At 40.7% G+C, this 15,275-nt stretch carries 12 protein-coding genes; 6 read left to right on the top strand and 6 right to left on the bottom strand.

The genetic code is table 11. From position 1 onward, the window contains the following. Nucleotides 1-370: 370 nt before the first annotated feature. The 4 genes from A5888_RS13100 to yfmF form a co-directional block, all read right to left on the bottom strand. Complete coding sequence (locus A5888_RS13100) at nucleotides 371-1,249, bottom strand: helix-turn-helix domain-containing protein (protein WP_339101646.1); 879 nt, start codon at nucleotides 1,247-1,249, stop codon at nucleotides 371-373. A gap of 40 nt (nucleotides 1,250-1,289) precedes the next feature. Next, nucleotides 1,290-2,012, bottom strand: coding sequence for an elongation factor P 5-aminopentanone reductase (ymfI, locus tag A5888_RS13095; RefSeq protein WP_086348490.1), 723 nt, complete (start codon nucleotides 2,010-2,012; stop codon nucleotides 1,290-1,292). A gap of 185 nt (nucleotides 2,013-2,197) precedes the next feature. Further along, complete coding sequence (yfmH, locus tag A5888_RS13090; protein WP_086348489.1) at nucleotides 2,198-3,487, bottom strand: EF-P 5-aminopentanol modification-associated protein YfmH; 1,290 nt, start codon at nucleotides 3,485-3,487, stop codon at nucleotides 2,198-2,200. Then, nucleotides 3,487-4,749 carry an EF-P 5-aminopentanol modification-associated protein YfmF gene (yfmF, locus tag A5888_RS13085; RefSeq protein WP_086348488.1) on the bottom strand — a complete coding sequence of 421 codons (1,263 nt, stop codon included), beginning with the start codon at nucleotides 4,747-4,749 and terminating at the stop codon, nucleotides 3,487-3,489. Before yfmF ends, yfmH begins: the two co-directional genes overlap by 1 nt. Nucleotides 4,750-4,952: 203 nt before the next feature. Between yfmF and mscL the strand changes: the two genes are divergently transcribed. Continuing rightward, complete coding sequence (gene mscL, locus A5888_RS13080) at nucleotides 4,953-5,363, top strand: large conductance mechanosensitive channel protein MscL (protein ID WP_086351168.1); 411 nt, start codon at nucleotides 4,953-4,955, stop codon at nucleotides 5,361-5,363. 606 nt (nucleotides 5,364-5,969) lie between these two features. Here the strand turns inward: mscL and A5888_RS13075 are convergent. Continuing rightward, on the bottom strand, nucleotides 5,970-6,335 hold the full coding sequence (locus A5888_RS13075; protein WP_086351166.1) for a hypothetical protein: 366 nt from the start codon (nucleotides 6,333-6,335) through the stop codon (nucleotides 5,970-5,972). 124 nt (nucleotides 6,336-6,459) lie between these two features. After that, nucleotides 6,460-8,946: an RICIN domain-containing protein gene (locus A5888_RS13070; RefSeq protein WP_170924917.1), complete on the bottom strand. Its 2,487-nt coding sequence runs from the start codon at nucleotides 8,944-8,946 to the stop codon at nucleotides 6,460-6,462. Between the two features lie 402 nt (nucleotides 8,947-9,348). Between A5888_RS13070 and serC the strand changes: the two genes are divergently transcribed. The 5 genes from serC to A5888_RS13045 all read left to right on the top strand — a co-directional run bounded on the left by serC (nucleotide 9,349) and on the right by A5888_RS13045 (nucleotide 15,264). Next, entirely contained in the window at nucleotides 9,349-10,440 is a 1,092-nt protein-coding gene (serC, locus tag A5888_RS13065; protein ID WP_086348487.1) for a 3-phosphoserine/phosphohydroxythreonine transaminase, read from the top strand. Nucleotide 10,441: 1 nt separating this feature from the next. Then, a complete protein-coding gene (locus A5888_RS13060) occupies nucleotides 10,442-11,629 on the top strand; it encodes a phosphoglycerate dehydrogenase (protein ID WP_086348486.1) in 1,188 nt (395 codons plus the stop codon). Further along, nucleotides 11,629-12,873: a DUF1015 domain-containing protein gene (locus A5888_RS13055; RefSeq protein ID WP_086348485.1), complete on the top strand. Its 1,245-nt coding sequence runs from the start codon at nucleotides 11,629-11,631 to the stop codon at nucleotides 12,871-12,873. Before A5888_RS13060 ends, A5888_RS13055 begins: the two co-directional genes overlap by 1 nt. Nucleotides 12,874-13,133: 260 nt before the next feature. Next, on the top strand, nucleotides 13,134-13,943 hold the full coding sequence (proB, locus tag A5888_RS13050) for a glutamate 5-kinase (RefSeq protein ID WP_086348484.1): 810 nt from the start codon (nucleotides 13,134-13,136) through the stop codon (nucleotides 13,941-13,943). Between the two features lie 73 nt (nucleotides 13,944-14,016). Beyond that, nucleotides 14,017-15,264: a glutamate-5-semialdehyde dehydrogenase gene (locus A5888_RS13045; protein WP_086348483.1), complete on the top strand. Its 1,248-nt coding sequence runs from the start codon at nucleotides 14,017-14,019 to the stop codon at nucleotides 15,262-15,264. Nucleotides 15,265-15,275: the final 11 nt, after the last annotated feature.

Here is a 15,275-nt window from a genome sequence, read left to right as displayed (position 1 = left end):
GCAGCTATAAAGGTAAATCGGGAATTAGTAGCTGTTATCCAAGTACATGTACAGCTACTTTGACTCGATTTAGGAATGGAATTGGCGCTTTTTGCCAAGTCGCTTCCGGCCAGCTGCCCAGATAATTGGCAGAGGTCCTCCTATTTCTAAAAAGAACTTGAAACAAAACCAGAATATCTCTGATTTTTATTCCAAGTTCTATGATTTTATTCAGTTTTTTGTCCTACCAACACAAATTGACATAGAACCCAAAAAACTTGGGAGGAATCTGACTCCTCCCAAGCTCTCTTTGCACATGGAAATGGAGAAACGTCGGACCAGAAACGTCTTCCAGCCCAACGTCCTCTATAATCGTCTACTAAACAAGCTATTATTGTTTATAAGCAAGTGTCATTACGATACTGCGTTCCCCAATTCCTGTATCATTTGGATTGAAAATGACCGGCTGACCATTCAGCTTCATATCCATGTATTCAGATGCACCTAATGCAATAGTTACCGCTGTCGTACCGGCTGGTAGTTCAAACTCCTGTGTCTGTCCGGCAGGAACTGTATACTGGAAGACATACGCGCCATTGATGATTACGCCTGCCCATGAGTTAGCCGTGGTTGCTGTAAATGTGAATTTCGCAGGTGCAGCAACATCTGTAGCACTCATATTCACAAGTCTGTTCTCTTCATTGATATAGGCGACTGTAGCCGTTGGTTCCGGCTCTTTACTACTCTCTACAGTTGAACTTTCCATCGTCGAACTTGTTGTTGAAGAGGTGGTACTTGTTTCTGTGGTCGATTCAGAGGAACGCTCGATCGTCACTGTAGATTCGGGCACATCAATGATCGGATTCGCCCGTTGATCCTGCCACATCGCATAAAATACGACAACAACAATTGCCAGACCAAAGAGCGATAGAATAATCGCAGGAAGACTTTTGAACAAACGATTTTCATGCTCTTCTTCATAAATTTGAGTCCGCGATTCTTCTAATGTCTTATACTCTGCTGCCAGGTCAACTTCTTTTGGAAGATCTTTTCCATCAAAATAATTGATAAGCTCTTCTCCATCAAGATTCACTGCACTGGCATATTGACGAATAAATGCACGAACATAAAAAGTGCCAGGCATAGAATCAAAATTATTTTCTTCGATTGCCATCAGGTAACGCTTTTGGATCTTCGTGATCTGTTGCAGCTCGTCCAAGGACATATTCATTTGTAGTCGTGCTTCTCTTAATTTTTTTCCTATATTCACACTGGCCACTTACTCATCTTCTCCAGTCTATCTAAATTCCTCAATACCAGCCCCCGTTAACGGGGATGGTCGCTCCAGTTATATAATCTGCCTGATCGGAAAGCAAAAAGGCTGCGGCTCCGGCTATTTCCTCCGGTCGCGCCATTCTTCCGATTGCCGTCTTTTCTTCTATTTGTCTTTTCTCATTCATTGTCCATTGTTGATTCATCGCGGTCGCTACCGCTCCCGGTGCCACGGTATTCACCGTGATTCCCAAGCTGCCGACCTCTTTGCTGTATGCTCGGACAAACGCTTCTTGTCCACCCTTAACGCCACTGTAAACAGCTTCCATACTGCTGCCATTTTGCCCATAAACAGAACCGATAAAAACGATTCTGCCGTGGCCGCTGCTGCTTAACTTCTGCTGCAGCTCTTGACAAATCAACAAGGGTGTTTTCAAATGAATCTTCAGAAGATTATCTATTTCCACTGCTGTTTGATTTATTAACAAACCATAGCTCGTAAATCCACTAGCAAAAACCACTGCATCGACCTGAAATAATTGGTCGAAAAAAGTTGGAAGCATTGCCTCATCCAACATATCTAAGCATACCATAAAAAAATCTTGCTGAGGATAACATTTTTGAAAGTTTCTTACCAAATTTTCTACTTTTTCGCCATTTTTATGATAATGGCAATACAAGGACCAGCCCTGTGCTGCGAGCAGCTCTGCAATTGCGGTTCCAATCCCTCCGCTTGCCCCGATTATCAATGCCTTTTTCATATTCACTCCTTGATGAGTTGGCTGTGAGCAACAAACAAAAGAGGGACTGCCAGAAATGGAATACTTCAAAAAATAAAATCAAAAATCACAAAAGGGACCTCAGTAAATTTTTGTTAAATCCCAGTTAAAGTTTGAAGAAGCTTCTTCTGGCAGACCATCTGTTCAGATTGAGAATACTGGTTCCATTACTCGGGGGAAATATAAAAACGACTCAAGCCTTCTTTTTTCACAAAAACTTTTGCGACTGCTTTGATGTCTGAAAGTTTAATTTGATCAATAACAGTCAACATATCAAACAATGTCACATCACCAAAAAGAGATTGAGAAAATTGGTTTGCGATATATTCCAAAGAATTCAACGATTGGAAATGCTTGCCAATCATTTTTTTCTTCAATAAATTCAAATTTTCTTCTGTCAATTCGCTGCTTTCTTCATACCCAAGCAAAATCTTTTCGATTTCTTCTGCCAGTTGTTCTGGTTGGTCACTATCTCCACCGAAGTCCGCAAAGTGAAAGCTGCGATCCAAACTAAACTCATAGCTGAAGCTATCATCAAGTAAACCAGCATTATAAAGATTCAGGTAATTCTGAGAAGTACTCCCAAACAGCATTTGTAAAAAGAGACTCATCGCTGTTTTATATTTCAGTAGCGCAGCACCATCTTCCGGTACTTCATCTAAGCCCTTTAATCCAACCAAGACTTTTTTCCGTTGAACAGGCATGGTAATCGAGCTTTCACGCACGATTTCTGCTGCTGTTTCAGAGGGGAAATGACGTTGAATCGGGGTTGCTTGTTCAAAAGTCTTTTGACCTTGGTTGTCACGGATGAACGCCATCATTTCTTCCGGGTCCATTTTTCCAACAACAAATAGCGTCATGTTGCTTGGATGGTAAAATGTATGGTAGCACGTATATAAGTCTTCTGCTGTGATTTGGTCGATGCTTTCTACCGTTCCCGCAATGTCGATATGAAGTGGATGCTTCGGATACAGATTGCCAAGTATCCCAAAAAACAAACGCCAATCAGAATCATCCTGATACATCTGGATTTCCTGACCGATGATCCCTTTTTCTTTCTCTACTGTTTCCTCTGTAAAGTAGGGTGCTTGAACAAAATCCAGCAATGTCTCAAGATTTTTTTCTACCTGATCTGTTGTTGAGAAAAGATAGCTGGTTTTCGTAAAGCTGGTAAACGCATTGGCAGATGCCCCTTGACGGCCAAAGGCCTGAAAGACATCGCCATCCTCTTTTTCAAACATCTTATGCTCAAGGAAATGAGCGATCCCATCCGGCACTCTGGTAAATTCTGAACTGCCCAATGGAACAAATTCATTATCGATTGATCCGTAATTGGTTGTAAACAAGCCATAGGTTTTATGATAATCATTTTTAGGTAGCAGATAAACTGTTAACCCATTGTCCAACACCTCTGTATACAGAGTTTCGTTGATCTGAGGATATACCTTTTTCTCCATTATTCTGCTCCCCCTTCCAAAAAGAAAATCGCCTGCATTTTTATCTGTTCCGCTACTTTTTGGATATCCTGAACGGTAACAGCCTCCATCCGACGAATCCATTCCTCCGGCTCCAGATACGTATCTGGTAGTAGAAATGCCATGTAAGCAGACTCTAACACTGCACCCGCATTATCAAGCGACAACAAATACTGGTTTTTCAACATAGCTTTCGTCTGTTGCAGTTCCTCTTCTGAAACTTTGCCTAAACGGATATTTTCCAATTCCTCTGAGACCAAACGTAAGACCTTTTCACGATTTTTCCCATCGATCCCAGTCTGCACACTCAGCATACCGCGGAACGTATCGACATTACTCGACGCATAATAGGCCAGATTCTCTTTTTCACGGACATTCATGAATAGCTTGGAATGTGGGAAACCGCCGAAAATACCATTAAACAACTGCAAAGCAAAATAAGAGGCTTCTCCATAAAATACATTCGTATCATAGCCGATATTCAGCTTGGACTGGGCCAATTTTTCTCTTTCAGAACGCTCTTTAATGATATTATCAATAGTATGTCTATAGAAAATATCTCCGATCCCTTCTTCACGATCTGTAAATGGCAAGGCAGAGAATAAGGAATGGATCTGTGCTTCCTCCACATCACCCAATACAAAAATATCCACCTGATCCTCTTGAATCATCTGGCGATAATATTCAGCAAGGCTTTCAGCTGTTTCTTTTTCCAAATCTTCCAACGTCCCAAAGCTTGGAATTTTCTGGTCTTCTGAATCATCGAAATAAAGATTTTGCAGAGAAAGTGCGGCGTAAGCTTGCTTGTCCTCACTCACACTACTCAAATAAGCAGCTGTATTCTCTTTTTCTCTATCAAAGGTTTCTTGCTCAAATCGATCGGCAACAATATTCGGATAAAAAAGAACCTCTTTGATGAAGGCAACAGCTTCCTCCAAGACATGGGTATTCTTCAAATACTTATCGTTGACAATACTCATCGATACATTCAACCAATGCTGGTTCCCTTTCTTATTTACATTCAGGCCAAAGCTTGCACCATACAGCTCAGCCAATTTCTCACTCATTTGTGTTTGCGTTGGATAATGAAGACTATTTGTTTCCAACAGACTGGTCAATAATGTTCGTTTGGTAATCGTTTCACGATTTAACAATGTATTGAAACGCATAAAAATACGTATCGTTTTATATTTTTCAGTCGGAAGAACATGCAGATTAACACCTTTTGCTAATTTAACTGACATTTTCTCAGCCCTTTCTTTGTTGTTTTATAGTAATCAATATCCCTCGGGAATTCAATCAACCCAAAGGATTTAAAGACTTTTTTAATATTCAGTAATTCTTTACAATTATAGCATAGCTTTCTGTACTTTTAGACGCTCAAACTTTTTTCGTTTAAAATTATTCTAATTTTGAGTATACTGAATTATATAGAGGAGGGAATCACATGTTCAAAGAATTTAAAGAGTTCATGATGCGAGGAAATGTCCTTGATCTTGCTGTCGGGGTCGTTATAGGTAGCGCGTTTACAGCTATCGTTACAAAGGTTGTCGAAGGGCTGATTACGCCAATTGTCAGTCTAATCGTTGTGTTGACTACTGGAAAAACAAGTGCAGACGATGCGTTCGGCTCGATGGTTTTCAATGTTAGAGGCGTTGATTTTAATGTCGGTTCTGTTATCAGTGCTATTATTACATTTATTATCACTGCTTTCGTTTTGTTCCTGATTGTTAAAGCAGCAAACAAAATGCAGAAGCCTGTGGAAGAAGTCGAAGACGATCCAACAGCAGAAGATTACTTAGCAGAAATTCGTGATCTACTTGCCGAACAAAACGGGAAGAAAAGAATAGACGATTAAAAAAGTGGAAGAAGCTCGATCAGACTTTAAGTGGATGATCTTTGATTGTCTAGCTAGACCTGCACCAATGCTTCCTCCTTTCATTGATACTAAAAAAAGAAACGAGTCCGGGACATAAATAAATTTCCGGACTTTTAGCATGCCTAATTCCGAATAAACGGTGGGTCAGAAGCAACTTCTTCGACAATAAGCCAAAATTTAGCAAAAATTTGTGGAACAATTTTCGTAAATTCCGTCTTATTGCTTGAAGCTAACCGCTTCTGTCCCAACCTCGTTTCTTTCTAATTACACACACAAGGCTGAAAACCGGAGGAGGTTTTCAGCCGTTTAGGAGAAAAATGAAATTGAAGAAAAGTCTTTTATTTGATTCTTATTTTAGTCGCCAATTATGAATAATGTATGACTGAATTATAGTAAAACTGCTACTTTTCTTTTAAAAACTTTCTATACGCTATCTAAATAAGTAGCTTTGATATGCTTATTTTGCACAAAAAAGGCTGTGACATTGGTAAGCTGCAACTCCGGAAAACCGAATAAACGGTGTTTCCGAAGCAGCTTTTTCTGTCACAGCCCTTTCTTTAATCCATATTACAAGTGTAGCCGTAATTATTTAAGAACCTTTTCTTGAATATATGTGATAAAATCCAGATTCTCTTCTTTTGCTTTCACAGCATATTCTTCTATTTCTGCATCAGACATTTCACTTGAATTAATTCCCGCTTCATAGAGCTCTCGTCTTAAAATAGACGCTTCTTTATCAGGTGTTAGTTTTCTAGCATCGTCTACAGTAGAAACTTCAGTTATTGACTCTGTTGTACTTGTCTGTGCTTCACTTGTAGAACTGTCCGAGCGTTGTGTCGTTTGTGAGGTTGTCTCTTTTGTTTTATCTGTACTCTTCTTCTCAGACTTAGTACAACCTGACAATACTCCGACCAGTAAAACAGCGAGAAATAGAGATACTATTTTTCTCATCGTATGTTCCTCCATCTTTCTATATGAGTACGCCTAAATACTACTAGTTACAAGCTATAAACAGCGAACTATTCTTAAGGATATGAATAATTTCTTACGATTCATCTCTTATATCTATTACTGTCTATTTTATAACGAAGTAAGGTCTGCCCTGTGTCCAATCAAGATTGTAGTCTGTAGATGGCGTGTTCCAAAGAGTGCTTGTTGAAACCCAGCCATTATAGAATTGTTTGCCATACGGATCATAAACATTTGTTTTCCCATTCGAGTAATTATGTGCAACAACAGCATGCCCAATCCCTACGTTTACAAACATGATTACTGGATATCCCTTAGCTAAATAATCATTAAGTTCATTTAAGCTATTTATATTACTGATACTTCTTCCATAAGACCTTATCCCACGGAATAGATCCGTTGCAGAAGAGCCGTAGTATTGTTGATTAAAGCCCCCATACTGATAGATTCTGTTTGCCGTATCAACTGGTGACACGTTTATACCATAAGATCCTCTTAACACCATTGCCATGCTCGTTGGTACACATCCGGTTGGTCCGAACTTGTACCTTCCATAAGTAATTCCGCTCCAACTCGGATCTAGTTGTGAATAATAGTGAGGTGGTTTGGATAGACGAATCGCATTATCATCTTGAACCACTTTCTTTTCCAAGGTATATGAAGTGCCACCTAATGCTTTGTTTCCATTGGCATAAACATGTGTAGTGTACTTTCCACCATTTTTAAACTCTTTACTGTCGACAACAACAGTCCATGAACCATCATAGCTCTTACTACCGTTCAGCCATTTGATATCGTCCTGACCATTTGTTTCACTCCACGTTGGGAATTTCATAGAAGAAGCAGCAACACTTGAGTTAAAGACTGTCACTCTCGCAGTTGTACTGCTCAAAATCGTCGTACGGACATAATTCGTTTTATTCAGCGCATCCAAACGGAATTTTTGCGCATTTGTCCGATTTAAACTAAACATTTGAACATTCGCACCATTTTTATTTTGTCCGGCCGCCACATCTAAATAGGTACCCAATTTACTTTGGATATAACACAACCCACCACCAGCATCAATGAATCTAAATTTTTGGGCATCGGTATTATTCCATGTATATTGCTGAACATTCGCTTTATTCGCTACGCTTCCATTTGAAACATCAAGGACTTTTCCAGATCTTTCATTAACTAACCTATACCAGCCTGCATCTGCTGAACGAATGACGAACTTTTGTTGGTTTACAGCATTTTCTGTCCACAATTGAATGTTGGCTCCATTTGCAGTACCACCGCCCGTAACATCCAACACTAAGTTGGTGTTTATGTTAGACGATACTAGATAGCGAACACCATCCTGAACAGCCACCGTGCTAGGTCCCTTAGGTGCTTCCAGCTTCCACTTTTGAGCAGCTGTCTGATTTAAGGTGTAGGTTTGAATTTTTGTTCCGTCAGCTGTACCGCCAGCTGCTCTATCAAGAACCGTTCCCAGCTTTGACTGGATATAAACATAGCCACCACCAGCATCAATAAATCTAAATTTCTGTGCATCTGTACCATTTTTTGCGTACTGTTGAATCGCAACACCATTAGCTAAACTTCCAGCTGCTATATCCAACGCTTTTTGGGAGTAATTATTGACAATATAGTACCAGTTATCAGATGTTTTTTCCAAATTAAATTCGTTTGCTTTGTTATATACTGAAGAATACAAGGATACCTTTGCGCCATTATCTTTTGTTAAATGATTGGTAGAAAATACTTTATTTACCCCCGACCCCGTTATCTGATAGGTCCCGGTAGCAATATTCTTCAAAACCGGCTCGGTATTTGTATCCAGACGCCATTTCTGCGCGTTGGTATGATTTAAGGCGTATGTCTGGATTCTTGTTCCAAATCCAGTTCCGCCATTTGTGCAGTCTAGCACTGTTCCCAATTTAGACTGGATATAAACGTAACCATTTCCAGCATCAACAAATTGCCATTTTTGTGCATCCGTATTATTGTGACTATATTGTTGAACAGCTGCTCCATTATTTTTGGAGCCATTTTGAACATCCAGTACTAAACCAGAATTTACATTTTTGATGATAAACCATGTCCCATCCACTGGAACAGCCTCAAACTGGCTGCGGCTATGGTATAGCTGTCTATTCAATTCTACCCGAGCACCACTACTTTTCGAACCATCTGTGACACTCAACATACCGGCTGAATTCCCAGCTGAATAAATATTATATTTCCCTTGTTGAACCGCTTTAGCAGAAAGTACTTCTGCTAAAGCTTTCGCTGGCTCTTGCTCCGCTTCCACTACAGATGCTTCCGTTTCTTCAACGACTGAAGACTCAGTTACCTCAGCTTGACTTTCTTGTACCTGATTTTCCTGTTCTGAAGATGCTGTTTCTACTCCCTCATCCGTTGCTGATACTTCTGTCTCTTCTTCTACAGAAGAGCCCACCGTTTCTTGGGTCTTATTCGTATCCTCATTTACTTGTTGAACAACAGGGGGTTCTTGCTCATCGCCTATCCCATATGCAATCATTGGACTGACATAATTAACCAACAAGGTTGTACTTAGAAACACATACATTAACTTTTTTTTCACCTAAAGACACCCTAACCTTTCACTAAATTTCATAAAGAAACACTTCTTTCTCCTTATGCTTCAATAATACCGACTCCCTTTCCAGATTGCAACAACGTAAGACAGAGATAACGAAAACGGATTCATTTATTAGAATTTTTTTCATTTTCCCTTAAAAAAGATATACATTCAAACTTTCAATTTTATTAACTCTCTCAAAAGAAAATAATAGCAAACACAAAGAACTATTTATAAAACATTTTTCAGAATATTCCAAAATAACGCATACATCTCTTTTTTAATCTTTTTTTAATGTTGTCTTTCTGTTATAATGGTCTTCACATTTACTATTGCTTGATTAAAAGCATAGAAGGTATCGAACCTTCCAAATGTAGAAATCATGAAATTAAAGGAGAGTAACGTATGAAAACAGTGTACAATTTTTCTGCAGGCCCGGCCATCTTACCAAAAAGTGTTTTGGAGAAAGCTCAGTCGGAATTAGTGAATTACCAAAACAGCGGTATGTCCGTAATGGAGTTGAGCCATCGTTCCTCCTTATTTGAAACAATTATCCAACAAGCTGAATCCCTGTTGAGAGAATTGATGACTATTCCTGATAACTACAAGGTGCTATTTCTTCAAGGCGGTGCAAGTCTTCAATTCACGATGATTCCACTGAACCTGGCTCAAAATAAAAAAGCCCTTTATGTAAATACAGGTTCATGGTCTAAAAAAGCAATTAGCGAAGCGAAAAAAATCGATAATGTCGAAGTAGAAGTAATTGCTTCAAGTGAAGACAAGAATTTCACGTATATCCCTGAAATTAAAAAAGAGGCTATTCCACAGGATGCAGCCTATGTCCATATCACAACAAACAACACAATAGAAGGAACGACTATATTTGATCTACCAGACACAGGAGATGTCCCTCTGGTAGCAGACATGTCTTCCAATATTTTATCTGTTAATTACAATGTCGCTGATTTCGGTCTCATTTATGCCGGGGCACAAAAAAATATCGGACCGGCAGGACTAACGGTTGTCATCGTTCGTGACGATTTGATCGGCCAAACAGATGTTTTAAGTGCTATGCTAGATTACGATATTCAAGCGAAAAATGATTCTTTATATAATACACCGCCAACCTTTGCGATTTACATGGCGAAGCTGGTTTTCGAATGGATCAAGGAACTGGGCGGCGTTACTCAAATGGAAAAATTGAATACAGAAAAAGCGCAACTTCTATATGATGAGATCGAGCAATCGGCATTGTTCTCTTCGCCTGTAGATCCTAAATTCCGTTCAATCAACAATATTCCTTTTGTGACCGGAAGTGAGGAATTGGATAAAAAATTCAATCAAGAAGCACTTAGTGAAGGCTTTGAGAATCTAAAAGGCCACCGTTCTGTTGGTGGTATGCGTGCTAGCCTATACAACGCCTTTCCTAAAGAAGGCGTCGAAGCTCTTGTTACATTTATGAAAAAATTTGAAGCAGAAAATGGAGGAAACAACTAATATGTTCGATATCAAAACATTCAACGCTATTGCTCCTGAAGGTCTCGCACGATTCAATACGCCGGAATTCTCTGTCGATCAAACAGAAACACCAGCTGGTATTGTCTTACGTAGTGAAAAACTTCATTCGTATGATTTTCCATCTTCTGTTCTCGGTGTTGCACGAGCCGGTGCCGGAACGAATAATATCCCTGTGCAGAAGTGTACAGAAAATGGCATTGTTGTTTTCAACACACCAGGTGCGAATGCCAACGCAGTAAAAGAACTCGTTGTCGCTTGCCTCCTGCTTTCTGTTCGTCCTGTTCTAAAAGGCGCAAATTGGGTACAAACCTTGTCCGGTCCTGATATCGAAAGTCAAGCAGAGGCGGAAAAGAAACAATTCGCCGGCACTGAGTTGGAAGGCAAGCGTCTGGGCGTCATCGGACTAGGTGCGATCGGAGCCATGGTCGCCAATGATGCCTACCGCCTGGGTATGGACGTCACCGGGTATGATCCATTTGTTTCAGTTGATACGGCCTGGAGTATCTCTCGTCGGGTAAAACGAGCGCAAAGTATGGATGAAATCTTTACCAATTGTGACTTCATCACTGTTCATGTACCACTGACAGAAAATACCCACCATCTGATTGGAAAAGACGAGTTGGCAAAAATGAAAGAAACAGCTGTATTGTTGAATTTCGCACGAGGCGAATTAGTCGATACAGATGCGGTCGTCGAAGCGGTCAATCAGGGGGCAATCGGCAACTTTGTTACAGATTTCGCCGATGAGCGCTTACTGCACAACGAAAAGATCATGGTACTACCGCACTTAGGGGCTTCTACGGAAGAAGCAGAGATCAACTGTGCAAAAATGGCAGCTCGCACCTTGAAAAAATTCTTGGAAACAGGAAATATCAAGCGCTCTGTCAATTTTCCAACAGTAGAAATGGCTTTTAATTCGCCACATCGCTTCACGATCATTCATAAAAATGTACCAAACATGCTAGGACAAATTTCTACAGGCATCGCTGACTTAGGCATCAATATCGATACCATGATCAACAGAAGTCGTGATGACTATGCCTATACATTAGTTGATATTGCTGAAACAGATGAACAAAAAATTGCGGATGTTGCGGAAAAAATCCAACAATCTGAGAATATCATTAAAGTACGTACAATCAAAAACAACGAGGCGGTGAGCTATTAATGGTTCAGATTCATCCATTTAAGGCTATCCGACCGACAGATACGCTGAGTGAGAAGATCGCAACATTACCTTATGACGTGCTGAACTCTGCAGAAGCACGGGAGCTTGGAAAAAACAATCCTTACTCGTATCTTCATATAGATAAAGCGGAAATCGACTTGGCGGAAAGCTTATCGCCTTACGACGATCAGGTGTACGCACAAGCAGCAGAAAATCTGAAAGATTTTCTACAAAAGCAATGGCTGATCCAAGAGGGAGCGCCGGCACTTTATCTTTATGAGCTGACGATGAACGGCCGAGCGCAAACGGGCCTTGTAACGTGTACCTCAATTGAAAACTATACAGATGGTAAAATCAAAAAGCATGAATTCACACGACCGGAAAAAGAAGTGGATCGAATTCGGCACATTGAAGCCTGTGATGCCAATACCAGCCCGATTTTCCTGACCTATCGCGCGCAAAGCGATATCCAGCAAATCATGGACACTTGGAAACAAGAGCATGCGCCGGTGTATGATTTTGTCAGCTTCCACGAAGTGGCTCATAAAGTATGGGTCATTGATGATGAGGCATTGATTCAAAAATTAGTAAAAACCTTTGATTCCGAGGTTCCAGCCCTTTATATTGCTGACGGTCACCATCGAACAGAATCAGCTGTAAAAGTTGGTCAGAAATTCAAGGCAGCTCATCCTACAATTGGTGATACAGAAGAGGTCAACTTTTTCCTTTCTGTCATCTTTCCAAAAGAAGAGCTGGAAATCCTTGATTATAATCGCGTTGTGAATGTTCCGATTCCAGATGATTTCTTTGAACAGCTGGAAGAGAACTTCACATTTGTTGAAACAAACAAAGGAAAGCCGACACAGCCGAAAAGCTTTGGATTGTATCTAAATAGCAAATGGTACACACTGACAGCTAAAGAACATATGCTGTCAGATGATCCTGTAGCTGGCTTGGATGTTTCGCTTTTACAAAACCATGTGTTTGCTGAAATCTTCGACATTCAGGATGTTCGAACTGATAAGCGCATTGATTTTGTTGGTGGAATCCGTGGCATGGCTGAACTGGAAAAACTAGTCAACAGCGGACAATGGACGGCAGCTTTTGCGGTTTATCCAACAACCATGGATGATCTACTAAATGTAGCAGATGCTGGAAAAATCATGCCGCCAAAATCAACCTGGTTTGAACCAAAACTTCTCAGTGGATTATTTTTACACGATTTAGAGACAAACTCACAATAAAGAAGTAAAATAGAAGAACAATCCAGAGAGCTGGGAACTATGTCAATCCATAGTCCCGGCTTTCTTAGAACCTAAAAAATAAGTAACCCACGAAGTAAGATTGAAAGACAAGTAGTTGTTTCAAGAAGCTTCTGTTCTGACCCCTATGAATGAGTAGCTAGACATTGCCAACTCTTTCGACTGGGCATTTCAACTGCAACATGGACGGAAACTCACTTCTGTTACAGGTTTATTTATCAGGGAACAAGCGGAGGGATATTATGCGGAAACAGTTAGAAAAAGCAACACGGATCGTCATTAAGGTTGGTACCAGTACATTGATTTACCCAAATGGCAACATCAACCTGAAGGCAATCGATCAGCTGGCATTTACTTTGACTGATCTAAAAAATCAAGGAAAAGAAATCATTCTTGTCTCATCCGGAGCCATTGGCGTCGGCTTAAACAAGCTGAATCTGGATCAGCGACCCCCGACCATCCCCGAACAGCAGGCCGTTGCTGCTGTTGGTCAGACTGAATTGATGAACATCTACAATCAGCGTTTTTCAGTCTATAGCCAACAGATTGGTCAGCTGCTGTTAACCAGAGATGTCATTGAGTTTCCTGAAAGTCGCCGAAATGTTGTCAATACGATGGAACAGCTGCTGCAGATGGGAATCATTCCCATCATCAATGAAAATGATACAGTCGCAATTGACGAACTGGATCACCTGACAAAATTTGGCGATAACGATCAGCTGTCAGCAATCGTTACTCAACTGATCAATGCAGACGCGTTGGTTATGCTCTCTGATATAGATGGCTTCTTTTCGGATAATCCGATCACCAATAAAGAGGCTGCTTTATATTCGGAGATTCATCAGATCGACGAAACTCTTTTACAGCAAGCTGGTGGAAAGGGCAGTCGCTTTGGCACAGGTGGTATGTATAGTAAATTGAGAGCTGCTGAGCGCGTGTTGGCACACAACAGTATGATGGTATTGGCGAATGGCAAAGAGCCCCAGATCATTTTTGATATTCTGGCAGGGAAAACGATCGGTACCCTCTTTATCGAGGGGCCATTGACCTAGAAATCGACTACTTTGTCACCTATCAAACAAAAAAAGTTTGATTAATTTTTATAGCATGAAAGGAGCAAGAAACATGACTGATTTAATACAGCTGGGGAAACAGGCAAAAGCCGCCTCATTCACCCTTGGATTGATGGATACAAAAACAAAGAATGGACTGCTGGTCTATATGGCTGAACAGCTTGAAGCGCATACTGTGGAAATTCTGAAAGCCAACCAAAAAGACCTGGCTGCCGCTTCTGACCACGGCATTTCAGAAACCATGCTCGATCGCTTGCGTCTGACAGAGGAGCGTATACTTGCCATGGCTGACGGCATTCGGCAAGTAGCGGCATTGGATGATCCAATCGGTGAAGTCGAAAAAATGTGGAAAAACGAAGATGGATTGATGATTGGGAAGCAACGTGTTCCATTAGGAGTAATTGGGATCATCTATGAATCTCGACCAAACGTAACAACAGATGCTGCCAGTCTTTGCTTCAAATCTGGGAACGCAGTGATTTTGAGAGGTGGAAAAGAGGCCTTTCATTCCAATCAGGTACTCGTTTCTGTCTTACAAAAAGCGTTGGAAGAAAAAGGCCACTCTCCATTTGCCATCCAATTTGTTAATGACACCTCCAGAGAAACGGCACAAAAGCTGATGACTTTGAATGGTTACCTGGATGTATTGATTCCCCGTGGAGGTGCGAATCTGATCAAAACAGTCTTAAACACAGCAACGGTTCCGGTAATCGAAACTGGAACAGGGAACTGTCATGTTTACATCGATAAGGATGCGCAACTGAAAATGGCAACAGATATTATTGTCAACGCAAAATGTCAGCGTCCCTCCGTCTGCAACTCCGCTGAAACCTTACTTATCCACAGAGATGTTGCAGAAGAATTTTTACCAGTGATTGAACAGGCATTAAAGGAGTACAACGTCGAATTACGAGCAGACGAACAAGCTTTAGCCATTTTCCAAGATGCAATTCCTGCGGTTGAATCCGATTGGGAAACTGAATTTCTGGATTATATATTGGCTGTTAAAGTCGTGGATTCCTTAGATGAAGCCATTACTCACATTAACACATATAATACCAAGCACTCTGAAAGCATCATCAGCGATAATTATTTTGCGACGCAGCAATTTTTGCAACAAGTAGATGCAGCTGCCGTCTATGCCAATGCTTCGACACGCTTTACAGACGGTTTCGTCTTTGGCTTTGGTGCAGAAATCGGTATCAGTACACAAAAACTACATGCCAGAGGGCCCATGGGCTTAGCTGAGCTGACCTCGACAAAATACATTGTCTATGGTGACGGTCAGTATCGACAGTAGAAAAGAGGCTA

The organism is Enterococcus sp. 9E7_DIV0242 (genome assembly GCF_002140975.2).
Taxonomy (GTDB): domain Bacteria; phylum Bacillota; class Bacilli; order Lactobacillales; family Enterococcaceae; genus Enterococcus_L; species Enterococcus_L clewellii.
This window is presented reverse-complemented; position numbering and strand designations above follow the sequence as displayed.